9 protein-coding genes are annotated in these 15,291 nt (G+C 70.3%); 2 read left to right on the top strand and 7 right to left on the bottom strand.

Annotated elements, in window-relative coordinates:
- Positions 1 to 30 precede the first annotated feature (30 nt).
- Together ACTVCO_RS10755 and ACTVCO_RS10750 are read right to left on the bottom strand one after the other, a co-directional pair.
- A complete protein-coding gene (locus ACTVCO_RS10755; protein ID WP_443728424.1) occupies positions 31 to 738 on the bottom strand; it encodes a YceI family protein in 708 nt (235 codons plus the stop codon).
- Positions 735 to 2,654 carry a metallophosphoesterase family protein gene (locus tag ACTVCO_RS10750; protein ID WP_443728423.1) on the bottom strand — a complete coding sequence of 640 codons (1,920 nt, stop codon included), beginning with the start codon at positions 2,652 to 2,654 and terminating at the stop codon, positions 735 to 737. The genes ACTVCO_RS10755 and ACTVCO_RS10750 overlap by 4 nt, the downstream gene beginning before the upstream one ends.
- Before the next feature lie 245 nt (positions 2,655 to 2,899).
- On the opposite strand from ACTVCO_RS10750, the gene mqo reads away from it, so the two are divergent.
- A complete protein-coding gene (gene mqo, locus ACTVCO_RS10745) occupies positions 2,900 to 4,399 on the top strand; it encodes a malate dehydrogenase (quinone) (protein WP_443728422.1) in 1,500 nt (499 codons plus the stop codon).
- Between the two features lie 49 nt (positions 4,400 to 4,448).
- On the opposite strand, the gene rnhA is transcribed toward mqo, so the two are convergent.
- Positions 4,449 to 4,871, bottom strand: a complete 423-nt coding sequence (rnhA, locus tag ACTVCO_RS10740) for a ribonuclease HI (RefSeq protein WP_443728477.1) — start codon at positions 4,869 to 4,871, stop codon at positions 4,449 to 4,451.
- Positions 4,872 to 5,030: 159 nt separating this feature from the next.
- On the opposite strand from rnhA, the gene ACTVCO_RS10735 reads away from it, so the two are divergent.
- Entirely contained in the window at positions 5,031 to 5,618 is a 588-nt protein-coding gene (locus tag ACTVCO_RS10735; protein ID WP_443728421.1) for a hypothetical protein, read from the top strand.
- A 92-nt stretch (positions 5,619 to 5,710) separates the two neighbouring features.
- Here ACTVCO_RS10735 and ACTVCO_RS10730 read toward each other — a convergent pair whose 3' ends face one another.
- The 4 genes from ACTVCO_RS10730 to ACTVCO_RS10715 form a co-directional block, all read right to left on the bottom strand.
- Positions 5,711 to 7,717, bottom strand: a complete 2,007-nt coding sequence (locus ACTVCO_RS10730; protein WP_443728420.1) for an Ig-like domain repeat protein — start codon at positions 7,715 to 7,717, stop codon at positions 5,711 to 5,713.
- 162 nt (positions 7,718 to 7,879) lie between these two features.
- On the bottom strand, positions 7,880 to 11,185 hold the full coding sequence (locus ACTVCO_RS10725) for a carbohydrate binding domain-containing protein (RefSeq protein ID WP_443728419.1): 3,306 nt from the start codon (positions 11,183 to 11,185) through the stop codon (positions 7,880 to 7,882).
- A gap of 335 nt (positions 11,186 to 11,520) precedes the next feature.
- Positions 11,521 to 13,149, bottom strand: a complete 1,629-nt coding sequence (locus tag ACTVCO_RS10720; protein ID WP_443728418.1) for a UxaA family hydrolase — start codon at positions 13,147 to 13,149, stop codon at positions 11,521 to 11,523.
- 119 nt (positions 13,150 to 13,268) lie between these two features.
- Positions 13,269 to 15,221, bottom strand: a complete 1,953-nt coding sequence (locus tag ACTVCO_RS10715; protein WP_443728417.1) for a DUF6807 family protein — start codon at positions 15,219 to 15,221, stop codon at positions 13,269 to 13,271.
- Between the last annotated feature and the right edge of the window lie 70 nt (positions 15,222 to 15,291).

The following is a 15,291-nucleotide window of genomic DNA, read 5'->3' as shown; positions in this document are numbered from 1 at the left end:
CAGCCTACCGAGCGGCCTGAGCCCGGGGTGTCAGCGGCCCAGGACCAGGAGGAGCTCGAGCGTGCCCGCGTCCTCGACCTCGACGAAGCCGAGGCTCGGCGCCTCGAGGCCGAGGTCCGAGAACGTCACGGGGGCGGAGCCGGCTGCGCGCAGCCCGTCGCCGTCGCGCACGACGTCGAGCGTGAACGTCAGAGGGTGCTCGGTCCCGCGCAGCGTGAGGACTCCGGGGACCTCGATGCTCCCCCCGGTCTCGAGGCTCGGCAGGGTGACGGGTGCGTCGATGCGGAACGTGGCGGTCGGGTGCGTCTCGGTCTCGAGGAGCTCGCGCATGAAGGAGTCGCGCGGGCCGACACCCGTCGCGATCGAGGCGACGTCGACCGTCGCGTCGACCGCTGTGAGACTGCCGTCGGCGACGGTGACGGTGCCCGTCACCGACTCGGTCCGCCCGACGACGGTGACGTCCTCGCCCCGCAGCACCTCGTCGACGCGGTAGCCCGCCGTCGTGCCCGCACGGAGGGTCCACGTGCCGTCGGTCTCGATCGGCCCCGCAGGCGACGCGGGTGCGGTCCCGGGCGCCGACGTGACGGAGAGCTCGGGAGGCGTGTTGCGATCCCCCCACCATGCGTAGATCCGAGGTCCGGCGAGCACGACGACGAGGACGAGCACGACGAGCGCTCCGAGGACGAGGAGGAAGCGCGATCCAGGTCGACGACGCGATGCGGTCGGGTCAGCGGTCATGAGGTCTCCTCGGTGGTGACGGACGGCGTCGGTGCCGTCGGCTCGATGGTGCCGGTGGTTCCCGTGGTGCCCGCGGTTCCGTCGGGCTCGACGGGGATGATCGGTTCGACGGGGGTCGTCGGACGCGGGACTCGGACGGCTGCGCCGACCTCGACGGAGCCGTCGGGTGCGATGGCGATGATGCGCGCGTCGAGCCAGGTACGGCGCGTGCGGTCGAAGCGCCACAGCGTCATCTGGGCGACCCCGCCGAGCGGGCCGATCGTCAGCTGCCCCTCGGCCGCACCCGCGGTCGTCCCCGAGACGTAGAGCGCGCCGAGCCCCGAGGGCACGGGTCCGGTGCGCCGATGGAGGTGACCTGAGATCTGCAGGGGGACGCACCCCGTGGCGAGGGCCGCGGTGCCGACACGCGGGGTGTGGATCATGAGAAGGTCCGGCTCGTCCTCGCACGCACGGCTAGCGAGACGCTCGGCCTGCGCGTCGGGAGCCTCCTCGCCGGCGAGAACGGTCCCGGAGCCCAGACGCGTCTCACGGGCGTCCCGGTCGCCAAGGATCTTCACGCCCGCGACGTCGGCCACGGCCCCCTCGAGCACGATCGCGCCCGCGGCACGGGCCTGGGCTGCGGTCTGCTCGGAGTCGTGATTACCGGTCGTGAGGACATAGTCCGTGCCCTCGGGCGCCGCGTCGGTGAACGCTTCGACGCAGACGCGCTCGACCGCGGTGCCGTTGATCGACGTGTCGCCCGTGTCAAGGATCGCTGACGCCCCCGCGAGCTGCGCCGCACGGTGGATGACGGGAGCCATGCCGATGTTGCAGTGCAGGTCGCTCACGTGCAAGAAGGTGACGATGTCGGCGTCGGCTGCGTCAGCCTCGGAGTCGTCGGGCTCCGCCGTGGACGCGCCGGGGCCCGGCGCCCCGTCCGTCGCGCTCGGCGCCGCCGCCCCCGGCGGCGTGGCCGGAGCGGCCCCGTCAGGTCCTGTGCTCTGCGTGCCGGGTGCCCGACCCTCGCCCGTCGGCATCGCCGACATGCCCGCGCCGGGCGTCGTGAGGTCGCCGGCCGCACCGCCCGCCGCCTCACCCGCCGCGCGCACCTCGGCCATCGTCGTGAGCAACGCAAAGCTGGCCGTCTGCTCGTCGGCCGCAGCCCGCGCGAGCCACGCCTCGTCGAGCTGCGTGACGACGCCCGCGTAATAGGCCTCGTTCTTGTCGTACATCGTGACGAGCTGGCCGCCGTACTCCTCGATGATTCCTGAGAGGCGCCCCGTGATCCGCGCACCCTCGAGCGAGGTCCCGGCAAAGACGGTGCTCGCCGGCAACGCCTCGAGCCGGGAACGCGACGCGGCCCCGTTCGACACCGTCGCAGCGACGAGCGCCAGCACGACGGCCGCGGCCAGGGTGACGGTGTGCGGGGCGAAGCGCGCAAGGAGCTCGGTGCGTCGCGGACGTCCCAGCAGCGCGCCCAGCCCGACGAGCGCGGCGAGCGACAGCGCACCCACAGCGAGCGCCCGACGCGCCGCATCCTCGACGAGGGCCTCGGTCGCGTGCCGGACCGTCGCCTGCGGACCCGTGAAGAACTGCAGGTAGGCCGCGACGTCGTCGTCGAGAGCCTCGAGCGTCGTCCGGGCTCCGACCGCCTGGAGGTCCGTCGGGATCTCCTTGATCGTCACGCGCACACCCAGCCCGACGGGCGCGGGCGACTCGAGCTCGATCGTCCCGAGGGGACCGAGGTCGACCGTGACGATGCCGTCTGTCGTCACCTCGTACCGCGCTTCGTGGGGACCGAGAGTGAGGTCAGCGCGTGCCGTCACGACCCCGACGACGAGCGAGATGAGGATGACCGCGAGCGCGACGAGCGAGCGTCGCAGCCACACGGGCGGTAGGGCGCGCCCAGGGCGGGGGTGCACTTGCGCGCTCTGCATCGCTCCCGCCTTTCTCCACCGCGGCTCCGGCGGCCTGCGGCCCCGGTTCACGTCCGCGTCTTACGAGCCTAGGCAGGGTGCGGGGCCTCGTGCACACCGGTATCGCGGAGAGGACTCCTCACGCGCGGGCGACGGATGCCCTCTGCGTCACGGGCTCGCGAGCACGAGAGCAGAGTGGGATTTCTCACGGCACACATGCTGAGAACCGGGACTCAGGTCCTAGTCATCCTACCTACACTCGGTCCGTGGACCGGACGAAGAAGAACACAGTGGACGTCGTCCTCGTCGGCGGCGGAATCATGAGCGCAACCCTCGGAACGCTCATCTCGTTGCTCGAGCCGACGTGGACGATCGAGATTCTCGAACGCCTCGACGAGGTTGCGCTGGAGTCGTCGAACCCGTGGAATAACGCGGGCACGGGACATGCCGCGCTGTGCGAGCTCAACTACACGCCAGAACGCCCCGACGGCTCGATCGACACGAGCAAGGCCGTGAAGGTCAACGAGCAGTTCCAGGTCTCTCGCGAGTTCTGGCACCACCTCACCGCTGCGGGCATGCTCCCCGAGCAGTCGAGCTACATGAGCCGCACCCCGCACATGACGTTCGTGCGCGGCGAGGCCAACGTCGACTACCTGCGCCGCCGCCACGCCGCCCTCAGCGCGCACCCCCTCTTCTCCGATCTCGAGTTCACCACGGATCCCGCGGTCATCGCCGAGTGGGCCCCTCTCCTCGTCGCCGACCGCGACGGCGACGAGCCCATCGCGGCGACGCGCGCCACGTCGGGCACCGACGTCGACTTCGGATCGCTCACGCGCTCCATGCTCACCCACCTCGTGGGGCGCGGGGCAAAGCTCTCGACGCAGCACGAGGTCCGCGGTCTGCGCCGCCGGTCCGAGGGCACGTGGGACGTCAAGGTGCGCGACACCTCGTGGAACGCCAAGGACCCGGTCCGCACGATCAATGCCCGCTTCGTCTTCGTCGGGGCCGGCGGCGGGGCCCTGCCCCTCCTGCAGAAGTCCGGGATCCCCGAGATCAAGGGCTACGGCGGCTTCCCCATCTCGGGACAGTTCCTCAGGACGACCAACCCCGAGATCGTCGCCCAGCACCACGCCAAGGTCTACGGCAAGGCCGACGTCGGCGCGCCGCCGATGTCGGTTCCGCACCTCGACACACGCGTCGTCGACGGTCAGACCTCCCTCATGTTCGGCCCGTACGCGGGCTTCTCGACGAAGTACCTCAAGCGCGGCTCGCTCCTCGACCTGTTCGCCTCGATCCGCCTCGGCAACATCGTGACGATGGCGGGCGCCGGCCTCGACAACATGGACCTCACGGCCTACCTCGTCTCCGAGGTGACCAAGTCGAAGGATGCCAAGTTCCGCTCGCTGCGGCAGTTCATGCCGACGGCCCGCCCCGAGGACTGGGAGCTCATCACCGCTGGCCAGCGTGTGCAGGTGATGAAGCGCGACTCCGCCAAGGGCGGTCGCCTCGAGTTCGGGACCGACGTCGTCACGGGCGCCGACGGCACGATCGCCGGCCTTCTCGGTGCCTCGCCGGGTGCGTCGACCGCCGCGTGGGCGATGGTCGACGTCCTCGAGCGGTGCTTCCCGGACCGCCTCGCCGACTGGCGCCCGCGCCTAGGCGCGATCGCACCCTCGCTCTCGGCCGAGAGCTGGGACACGCCCGCCGAGCGCGACACGCTCACCGCGCTCGCCGAGCTCGACGAGGTCGGGGCGAACGACGCCTGAGACGCGTCACGGCGCCTCGCAGGGCGACGCCTGAGACGGGTCGCGACGCCTAGCGGCGGACCTCGTCGACGCCGCGGTTGGCGAGCTGGTCAGCCCGCTCGTTGCCGGGGTCCCCCGCATGTCCCTTGACCCACGCCCACGTGACGTCGTGGCGCGCCACCTGGGCTTCGAGCAGCTGCCACAGGTCCGCGTTCTTCACGGGCTTCTTGTCAGCCGTACGCCACCCGTTGCGGCGCCAGCCGTGAATCCACTGCGACATGCCCTTCATCACGTACGTCGAGTCGACGTGGAGCGTGACGGAGCAGCGGCGGTTGAGCGCACGCAGGCCCTCGACCGCTGCGAACAGCTCCATGCGGTTGTTGGTCGTCGCCGCCTCACCGCCCCACAGCTCGCGCTCGTGCCCGTTCGACCGCATGAGCACGCCCCACCCGCCGACCCCGGGGTTGCCCTTGCAGGCTCCGTCCGTCCACATGTCGACGACGGGAAGGGGCTCGCTCGCGTCCGGACGGACGTCCGGGAGAGCATCGACGACGGGTTCGAGAGGGGCGGCAGGCATGGGAGCCATCGTAGTCGTGTCACAGTGAGGTCACGGTGGTTACGCTTCCACCTCCGCAGGCCCTACGGTATGGGCATGAGAGCCGAAGACGTCTCCTCCCGTGCCGCAGCCCCTCGGTCGTCCGAGCTCGATTCCGTGCGCGCCGACCTTCTCTACGAGTTCGAGCTCGAGCTCAGGCGCACCGCCAAGGCGATCGCGCGCACGATCCCGCCCGGTCGCATCCTCATCACCCGTGACAACAGCCAGGGCAAGGCCGTCGTCACCCGATACACCGACACCGGCCTGCGTGGCTGGATGGTGGGCTCGCGCCTCGCGCTGCTCGAGGACGGCGGGTGGGTTCCGTACACGCAAGGTCGCAGCCACAAGCTCGACAAGCCGCGGCACTCGAAGTTCTTCGGGGACGCGACGACGCGCGAGTACGCGGAGCACTGGCAGAACCTCACGGACGTCGGGGTCAAGCCTGGTGAGTCCTACATCACCCTGTCCGCGAGCCACGAGGGCTTCCTCGCGACGTGCCGCGACCCGCGGCGCGCAGAGATCTTCGAGGTCCAGGTCATCGCGGGTGCGCCCCACCTCGTCTTCACCTACTCACGAGGCACGGCGGGCTCGCTCACGTCCGTGCTCCGCGACGACCTGCAGAAGTGGATGCAGGACTACGTCTGACCCACCCCGTTGAGAACGACGCGGGCCCCTCACCCTGTGGTGAGGGGCCCGCGTCGTGCGCTGCGAGGGACCGGGACGGGCGCCGACGGTCGTCAGCGTGCCGTGCGACCCGACGACACCGTCACGCTCGTGAGCCGCTGACCAGCAGATCGGGACGGCTTGTAGACGAGCTTCACCTTGCCGCGAGGAAGCGCGGTGGTCCGCACCTTCGCGATCCACCTGGAGCCCGAGCGGATGACCTTGGCGGGCGCGGACACGTACCGCGACCCGACCTTGGCCCGCACGGTCCCTCGCGGCGCGGTCCCCGCGACGGTTGCGAGGCGCACGGTCATCGTGGCCTTGGCGCCGCGACGGACCTTGGAGGACTTCGACACCGTGAGGCTCGTCCTACCCTTGGCGACCTTGATGGTCCGCTTGCCGCGAGAGACCTTGAGCATGACGTCGCCCTCGTACCGCGCAGTGATGACCTGCCGACCCGGGCGGATGTTCGCGGGCAGGGTCGCTGAGACCCGTCCGTCGGCGGCGACCGCGCCCGTCGCCACATGGCGCTTGCCCGCGAAGAACTTCACGACGCCCTGCGGGGCCGAGCCGCCCGTCACCTTGGCCGTGACCCTGGTCTTCTTCCCGTAGCGCACCGAGAGCTTCGAGAGGCCCGCGCGTGACGCGGTCGGAGCCGAGAACGCGATGACGGCGGACCCTGCCGACATCGATGTCACGGAGACGACGCGATCGACGACGCCAAGGCGGACGTTCTCTCCTGGGCGCACGGTCGACCACTCGATGCCGTCGGCGATGCCGCCGAGCGTGTAGAGCGCGGGGGTCTCCTGCGAGTCGAGCTGAACGGTCGAGAACCGCACGCCCGTCCCGTGGTCGTAGCCCGGGCCGTAGGCCTCGTCCGAGGCATAGAACGTCCTCGCATCGCGGCCGGAGCCATCGCGGAGCTCCGCGTAGAAGAGACCGCCCTCACCGTCGGCGAAGCGGAGCGTCCGAGCGTTCGTGCCCGAGACCGTCCGCAGCACGGTCGGCGCACCCGGCTTGCCGACGGTCACCCGGTGAGCGGGCAGGATGTTGAGAGCAGCCTGGAACCCAGGGTCGAGTGCGGGCGGCGCATAGTGGGTCCCACTCATCGTGCCCGCGCCCATCACGGAGTGCACCCCGCCGTACTCGTGCACACCCTCGCTCGTCACGAGGTTCGCGTGGCCGAGGCCCAAGTTGTGGCCGAGCTCGTGCGCGACGGTGTGCGCATCGTCCTCCGCGAGGAAGACCAGCCCTCCCGAGCTCAGCCCTGCGCCGACCGTGGCGAGGCCGGTCCAGCGGATCCAGCCATCGGTGAAGCACGAGCGCGGAAGCATGACGATGATGTGCATGCGTGCCGCGGTCGAGGGCAGGGAGTCCCCGAAGAGCTCCTGCGCGCGGGTCCACACGTCGAAGTACCCACCGTCGGACATCTCGGAGCAGACGTCGGCCGTCACCATCGTTCTCTCGCCGCGGATCGTGAGTCCCGAGACGATGCCGCCGGACTCGGTGCGCCAGTACGCACCGCCACGCGCGACCGCCGCACGCCCCTCGGCCATCGTGAACTCGCCCGTCGCGGCCGCGTCGTCGACGCGCACGAGATAGGCGGAGTGGACGCCCTTCTTCGGGGCCGCCGCGGCCGTGGGTGCGTTCTCGAGGACGCGGACCGTGTGCGCGCGCAGCTCCCCGTGCCCGGTGAGGGCACGGCCGGGCTCGTCGGCGCTCGAGGCTCGCAGCTCAGCGACTGACGCGCCCGCCGGTGCCCCGACACGGACCGCGACGAGGTCACCCGGACGGGCCCCGTCGAGAACCGCCGACGACGTGCCCGGTTCGAGACGGACGACGTCACCGCCGCGGGTCCGGACCCCGAGCGTGCGCGTCTCGACGGGGCGACCCTCGGAGTCGCGGCCCGAGCCCAGGGTCGCGACGAGCGTCCCGCGCACGAGCGCCGACGTGTGCGGCGTCGCGGTCGCGGCCGACCGGGCCGGAGACGTGACGGCAGGCGCCGCCGCCGCCGTGAGCGCGGGAACCCCCGCAAGAGTGAGTGCGAGCGCGCACGTGGCGGCCCAAGTCCGACGATGCATGTGATCCCCCTGTTGACGCTCCCCAGAGTCCGCGACCGGACGACCCGGGTGCGCTGGCACCGGTATGAGTGGTCACACACTAGTGCGTCTGAGCCGCACATGGGCAGCGGTGCCACCCCCGTGGTGAGCGGAGGGCGGCACCGCTGCCATCGCGCAGTCAGGTCAGCGCAGGTATGGACCTGCCTGCCCGATCTTGCCGGGCGCGGGCGTCGTCGCCGTGTCGAGCACATAGGCGCGCATGTTGCCCTTGCCCGAGAGGCTCGCGGTGAGCGTCCCGTCCGTGACGACCTTGCGGTCACCGGTCACAGCGTCGACGTACGTGCCGTTCGGGATCGAGCGGAACGTGGCCGAGCCGGAGACGGTGACGAGCACGAAGCTGTCGACGCCCGGAGCCGTGTAGCGGCGCTTGTACGCCATCCCGCCGTCAACGTTCTGCGTCGAGTACTGCCCCTTCTGGAGCGCAGGAACCGCACGCCTGACGAGGTTGAGTCGCTGGACGTGCTTGACGAGCGGCTGCTGCAGCGTCGTAGCGACCGCACCCGACGCCGCAGAGACGACGCCGAAGTCCGAGGCCTTGACCGAGCCTTCGAGGTGGTCGCCGAAGTACGCACGTCCGGTCGACGCAAGCGGGCAGGACGGGCCGCAGTCGATCTGCTTGCCGGCCTGGAACTCGATCTCGGACCCGTAGTAGAGCGTCGGGATTCCGCGGAACGTCCACATGAGCGACATGTTCTCGGCCCAGGCATCGGTCCCACCGTCGTAGCGGACGCTCGACTTGTTGGGTCCGTAGTCGTGGGAGTCGACGTAGACCGTGTTGTACGTTGCGTCGTTGTACGCGTCGTCCGAGTCCTTGCCGTTCCAGAAGGCGGAGCTCGCCTCACCGAAGTTCATGTGCATGCGCATGTCGATGACGTTCATGCCTGAGAACTTCGAGTGGTCGGGCGCGTGATACGTGTTGCCGTCGGCTCCCGCGAGGACCGCGTTGGTCGATGTCGGTTGACCGGCGGGCCCCTGGAGGTTCTCCCACGCGAACTGCTCCGCCGCGGCGACCACGTCATCGAGGGAGTACTCCTTGCGCTCCTTCCACGTGTAGAAGGGCGCCGAGTGGTTGACGGAGCCGCGGTTCCACTTGTCGTGAACGAACTGGGCGACCTCGCCGAAGACGTAGAAGTCCTTGCCCTTCTCGCCGTGGACCGAGGTTGCGTGCTCCTGGATCGCTGGCAGGAAGTAGCGGTTCCACATGACGCGCGGGATGTGGACGGCGGTGTCGATGCGGAAGCCGTCGACGCCCATGTCGATGTAGCTGTTGTAGGCGTCGATGAGGTACTGGCGAGTCTCTGCGTCCTCCGTGTTGAAGTCCGCGAGATCCTCGTGGATCCAGCAGTCCTGGGCGTCCTTTCCTTCCCAGTTGCCGATCCAGCACTGGTGGAAGTTCTTGGCGGGGAACATGCCGGCCGTCGGCGACGGCCACTGGCACTCATGGAGCGCGAACCCCTCCTTGGAGAACTTGCCTGTGGGCTGCCCGAACCGTGGGCAGCTCGTGCCTGAAGGTGCCACTGCTGACCACAGGTCGCCGTTGTACGTGCGTCCCTTGGCGAGCGCGTTCTGCGCAGGCGTCAGTGCCGGGTCGTCGCCCTGGTGCTCGTCGAGCGGGTCGTACTCTCGTCCCGGCTCCTTCTTCGAGTAGAACCAGTTCCACTCGCTGTTCGAGTCGCCCCACACCGTGGGTGTGAACAGTCCCTTGGCACCCCAGCGCGAGGAGTGGTTGTAGACCACGTCCTGGTAGATCTTGATGCCCTTGGCGTGCGCGGCGTCGATGAGGTCCTGGTAGCTGGCGCCCGCCGACTCCAGGCGCGGGTCGACTCGGTAGAAGTCCCAGCCGTGGTAGCCGTGGAAGTCGTAGTCTGACCGGTTGAGGACGACAGGTGTGATCCAGATGGCGGAGAAGCCGAGGCCCTTGATGTAGTCGAGCTTCTCGACGAGCCCGAGGAAGTCGCCTCGGAACATGGGGTCGTCGTTCGCCGCGTTGCCCGAGCTCACATGCTGGGAACCGCCACGGTTGTTTGTCACGTCACCGTCGTTGAACCGGGCGGTCATGACGAAGTAGATCGAGTCCTCGCGCGGGTCACCGCCGAGCGGCGTGCCCCCCTTAGGAGCGGTGGGCGCGGCGCCGGTCGTGACAGCGGCGGGCGCGCTTGCCGCCGAGACATTGCCCGCGGCGTCGAACGCCGCGACCGTGTAGCTGTAGCGAGTCTCGGCCAACAGGCCGGTGTCGGTTGCCGAGAGCGACGTGACATCACGCGTCACGGCCCCGGCGCCGCCGGTACGGACGACGCGGTAGCCGGCGACCTCGACGTCGTCGTTCGACGCCCGCCACGAGACAGTGGTGCGTGTGCCGTCGGCAACTGCGACGACTCCCTGCGGCACGCTCGGGGCCAGGGTGTCTGGCTCCGGCTCCGGGACGTCGACGCACGGGTCGGCTCCGACGGCGAGGGCGCCGTCGTGGACGAGCTGCGTGCCCGCGGCGTACGTGTAGTTCCGGCCCCCGTTGTTGTCCCAGGTGCCGGATCCGTCGTTGAAGACGAGCGTCCCACCCGTCGCGGTTCCGAGGTCGATCGTCGTGCTGAACCAGCCCTCGCACGCCGGCGTCATGTCGACCCCGGGCACGGCGGTCCATGCGCCGGAGCCGACGCGGAAGTGGATTTTGGGCTTCGTCCACGTCGTCGCGTAGAAGACCGTGGCGGCGGCGGGCTGAGCGGTGGGCTCGTCCGTGGGCTCGTCCGTGGGCTCGGCGGTCGGCGTGGGCGTCGGGTCCGGCTCAGGTCCGCACGGATCGGCTCCGACGGCGAGTGCGCCGTCGTGGACGAGCTGCGTGCCTGCGGCGTACGTGTAGTTCCGGCCCCCGTTGTTGTCCCAGGTGCCGGATCCGTCGTTGAAGACGAGCGTCCCACCCGTCGCGGTTCCGAGGTCGATCGTCGTGCTGAACCAGCCCTCGCACGCCGGCGTCATGTCGACCCCGGGCACGGCGGTCCATGCGCCGGAGCCGACGCGGAAGTGGATCTTCGGCTTGGCCCAGGTGGTCTTGTAGAACAAGGTCGCGGTGTTCTTCGTCGCGTTCTTGCAGGGGTCGGCGCCGGGCGCAAGGACGCCGTCGTGCCAGACATAGGTGCCGGAGGCCGTCCGGTAGTTCTTCCCGGCGTTGTTGTCCCAGGTGCCAGATCCGTTGTTGAACGTGACCTGGGCGCCCGCTCCCACGCCGAGCGGAATCTCCTTCTTGCTCCAGCCCGCGCATGCGCGGTCCATGGGTGTGCCGGGGACGCTCGTCCACTGCTGCCCGTCGACTCCGTAGTGGACGTTGGTCTGCGCCCATCCGGCCCGGTCCGGGTAGTAGACAGTGCTCGTCTCGGCGGGGGCCGCAGCAACGAGGCCCGCACCCAGGAGCGGGACAGCAAGGCTGAGCGCCGTCACTGACACGAGGAGATGCAGCCTCGGGGATCTGCTTCGTCGCATTGCTTCTCTCATTTCGACGAGCCGCGTCCTCGCGGCCTCGACCTGTCCGGCGTCATCGCCGGCGGAGCCTCGTCGCAACTTGCTGCACGCTTGCTGCAAGAGTCTGTAACGCAACCTAGCGCGCCGCCCTCATGTGCGCTACCTCACACATGCCGACAATATGGGATGTATCCGCAGGTCACCTCGCCCCCTCGCACAAGCGCGACGACGGCCCCGGTCAGAGGACCGGGGCCGTCGATGCGCGGCAGGCGCCGCATCCAGCGCGTGGGTCGGGGGCGTCCACGCTCTGGACGTCAGGTCACCGTGCCCATGTGCCACGGCACGAACTCCTCGACGCCGATGCCGAGGTCTTCGCTCACGGTCCGCTCCCCCGAGGCCACAGCGAGCACAAGGTCGAACAGCTCCCTGCCGACCTCCTCGAGGGTCGCGGTGCCCTCGACGATGCGCCCAGCATCGAGGTCCATGTCCTCGCGCATGCGCTCGTACATCTCGGTGTTCGTCGCGACCTTGATCGATGGCGCGGGGCGACACCCAAAGACCGAGCCGCGCCCGGTCGTGAAGACGACGACGTTCGCGCCCCCCGCGACGAGGCCGGTGACCGAGACCGGGTCGTAGCCCGGGGTGTCCATGAAGACGAAGCCCGCGTGGGGCGCCATCGACTCGGCGTAGTCGTACACCTCGGAGAGATCGGCCTGGCCGCCCTTGGCGACGGCGCCGAGCGACTTCTCGAGGATCGTGGTGAGGCCGCCGGCCTTGTTGCCTGGCGAGGGGTTGTTGTCGAGCGACCCGCCCCCGGCGGCCGCGTACCCCTTCCACCACTCGATCTGGTCGAGGAGCTTCTGCGCGACCTCGGGCGTGCGGGCACGCCGGGTGAGGAGGTGCTCAGCACCGAAGACCTCAGGGGTCTCGGCGAGCGCGGACGTCGCGCCGTAGGCGACGAGCCTGTCGGAGACCCAGCCGAGCGCGGGGTTGGCCGTGATGCCGGAGTAGCCGTCCGACCCGCCGCAGTTGAGCGCGAGGACGAGCTCGGAGACGTCGACGTCCTCGCGCTGACGCGCGGCGACCGCCGGCAGCATGCGCGTGATCGCCTCGACGCCCGCGCGAACGCTTGCGCGCACGCCTCCGGTCTCCTGGATCGTCATCGTCTCGACGAGCGTGTCCGACGGGATGTCGGCGAGCAGCTCGTTGCCGTGGCGGGGTGCGCCGATCGTCGGCATGCCGAGCATGAGCGCGGGGCCGGCGTCGGAGCCGGAGCGCGAGCTCAGCTGGCTCGTGAGGATCATCTCGCAGCCGAGGCCGAGCACGAGGACGGCGGCGATGTTGGGGTGTGCCGCGTAGCCCCGCAGCGTGCGCAGCAGGATCGAGCCGCCCTCGGACTCGGGGACGAGCCCGCAGCCCGACTGGTGGGTGAGGGCGACGACTCCGTCGACGCCGGGGTACTGCTCGAGCAGGCTGTCAGGGAACTGCGCGGCGATCATCTTCGCTGTTGACGCGGAGCAGTTGACGCTCGTGAGGATCGCGATGTAGTTGCGCGTCCCGACGCGTCCGTCGGCGCGGCGGTAGCCACGGAAGGTCGGGCGAGGGCCGTCGGGGACCTCGAGCTCGGTGTGCGTCCCTCCGAGCTCGTGCGCGCGCTCACCGTCCTCGAAGACGAGGTTGTGCGAGTGGACGTGGGCACCTGCCGCGACATCCTCGGTCGTCACACCGATGACCTGGCCGTACTTGCGCACGGGCGCCCCGGCAGGCAGGTCGCGCAGGGCGACCTTGTGGCTGCGCGGGACGGCTGTCGTGACGGTGACGGGCACGCCGTCGGGTGCGATCGTCTCGCCTGGCGCGAGAGCGCGGGTCGCGACGGCGACGTCATCACCCGCTCGCAGGAGCAGGACGCCGGCGGTGCGGGCGTCAGTGCGCTGGTCCGTCATGGGTGTCCTTTCGTCGGCAAGGGAGCAACCGGTTGCCGTCGGCGCGTCATCGAGCCAAGAGAAGTGAGGATGTTCAACCACGGTACCGTAGAAACCGGTTCCGCACCACGGCTCTGCGCCTAACCCTCCGCGAGCAGGCGCGCTCCGAAGGGGTACCAGCGCTCAGCGACCGCCGACGGGCTGTGCAAGCCGTCGAGCACGATCGCAGCGAGCCGCACCGAGAGCGCCTCCCCCGCAGCAAGATCGATCGGACGGCCCGACGCAACCGCCGGCCCTGCCCCCAGATACGGCGTCGTCCGCACGAACCACGGCCGCCCACGGTCCTGGACGAGCACGACCGTCGTCCACGCACTGCCGAGCCGCGCCGCCACCATGAGCCACGGCGACCGCGACCCATGGACGATCCCGCCCGTGCCGAGGCTCGAAGCCACCCGGCTCTCGTCCGACGGCGCGAAGCGCCAGAACAAACCGCCATAGCCGGGAAGAGAGCCCGACTGCTCGGACGGGTTCGAGATGCGCAACCCCCGTCGCGCCGTCAGCTCGCTCGACCAGCGCAGCACCCAGCCAGCCCCGCCCTCGAGGAGCTCGCCGTCGAGCGAGCGCGCCTCGTCGAGGAGCACCTCACCGTCGCGGCCGCGCCACTCGAGCCGCTCGCGCAGCCACCCGGGCCGCCCGTCGACCTCGTCGAGCCCGACGCGCACCTGCTGGCCTTGGTCGCCCAGGACGCGCATCCCCTCGCCCGCCACATACGTGCGCCCGCCCCAGAAGTTCGAGCCAGCGACGTCAGGGAGCGCGAGCGAGAGCCCGTGATGGTGACGCCGGTCCGCGGGCGACGCCGCCGTGATCCGCGTCCCCGCAAGGGAGCGCACGGGGTGCAGGTGCGGACGCGGCGCGTGCGCGTCCGCCATCGAAGTCCCGTCCCGGTACCGCGCAAGGCGCGCAACCCCGGTGCTGAGAACCGTGTCGGCGCCATCCGGAACCCAGCCGAGCCCCGCGGGGCTCGGCAGACGTCGCGCGACCGTGGCCCCACCGCCAGCCGCGAGAGGTGCGGGACCTGAGGACGCGCGCACGACGAGCTGCGTCGGCAGGATCTGCGTGAGCGTGTCCGCCTCGTGGTCCTCGGCCATGGCAGCCGTTCCGGCCACCTGGGCACTCAACCGCTCCCATGCGTGCGCGCCCAGCTGGTCGTGCGGCACGCGCACGGTCGTGAGCGAGGGCGCCGCGTACCGTGCCAGCTCGATGTCATCGAAACCGACGACCGAGATGTCCTCGGGAACCGAGACCCCCACCTCGCTCAAGTGAGCGAGCAGCCCGAACGCCACCTGGTCGTTGTACGCGACGACCGCGGTCGCGCGCGTTGCGAGCACCGCCTCCGCGGCGGCATAGCCGTCGGCGACCGTCGGACCGCACGAAAGAGTGACGAGGCTCGTGCCACCGAACGACACCTGCGCAGCGTCGACTCCCTCGAGCCGCGCGCGGTTCGAGGGGCTCGTCACAGGCCCCTGGAGGTACGCGATCGACTCGTGCCCGAGGTCGACGAGATGTTCGAGAACCGAGTACATCGCCTCCGCGTAGTCGACGTTGACCGACGCAAGGCGGGAGCCGGGGAGCGACCGGTTGACGAGGACGAGCGGACCCAACTCGTCAGCCGCGGCCTCGAGCACCGCCTCCGACATCTGCGGCGACACGAGGACGAGCGCGTCGCAGCGCGCACGCGTCGCCCGCACGACGTCGACCTCACGTTCGTCACGCCCCGCGGTCTCCGCGATGACGACGCCGTAGCCGTTGCGGTACGCACCGTCGGTCACGGCGCGCAGAACCGCCTGGAACATGGGGTTGGCGAGGTCAGGGACGACGACGCCGACCGCGAGCGTACGGCCGAGCGAGAGCGAACGGGCGGTTGCGGACGGGCGGTAGGAGAGTCGCTCGGCGACCTCGCGGACCCGACGGGTGAGCTCGTCCTCGCCACGCAGACCGTTCATCACGCGGGAGACAGTGGCGCGCGAGACGCCCGCGGCCTCGGCGACGTCGCTGATCGTCGCGCCACCACTCGCTGCTCTGCCAGTTCGCACGTCGTCATCCTAGGTGTCGGGGCTCAAGAGTTCAGGGACCCGCGGCGCGCTCGGTTCCACGCGCCGCGGG

The sequence above is a fragment of the Sanguibacter sp. A247 genome, from assembly GCF_052324925.1.
Taxonomy (GTDB): domain Bacteria; phylum Actinomycetota; class Actinomycetes; order Actinomycetales; family Cellulomonadaceae; genus Flavimobilis.
Note: the sequence above shows the minus strand (reverse complement) of the source record. Positions and strands in the feature narration are given on the sequence as shown.

Bases quoted from the DNA above. Each gene is read 5' to 3' on its own strand.
- ACTVCO_RS10755 (WP_443728424.1), bottom strand. From the start codon at position 738: ATGACCGCTGACCCGACCGCATCGCGTCGTCGACCTGGATCGCGCTTC.
- ACTVCO_RS10720 (WP_443728418.1), bottom strand. From the start codon at position 13,149: ATGACGGACCAGCGCACTGACGCCCGCACCGCCGGCGTCCTGCTCCTG.
- ACTVCO_RS10730 (WP_443728420.1), bottom strand. From the start codon at position 7,717: ATGCATCGTCGGACTTGGGCCGCCACGTGCGCGCTCGCACTCACTCTT.
- rnhA (WP_443728477.1), bottom strand. From the start codon at position 4,871: ATGTGGACGGACGGAGCCTGCAAGGGCAACCCCGGGGTCGGCGGGTGG.
- ACTVCO_RS10735 (WP_443728421.1), top strand. From the start codon at position 5,031: ATGAGAGCCGAAGACGTCTCCTCCCGTGCCGCAGCCCCTCGGTCGTCC.
- ACTVCO_RS10750 (WP_443728423.1), bottom strand. From the start codon at position 2,654: ATGCAGAGCGCGCAAGTGCACCCCCGCCCTGGGCGCGCCCTACCGCCC.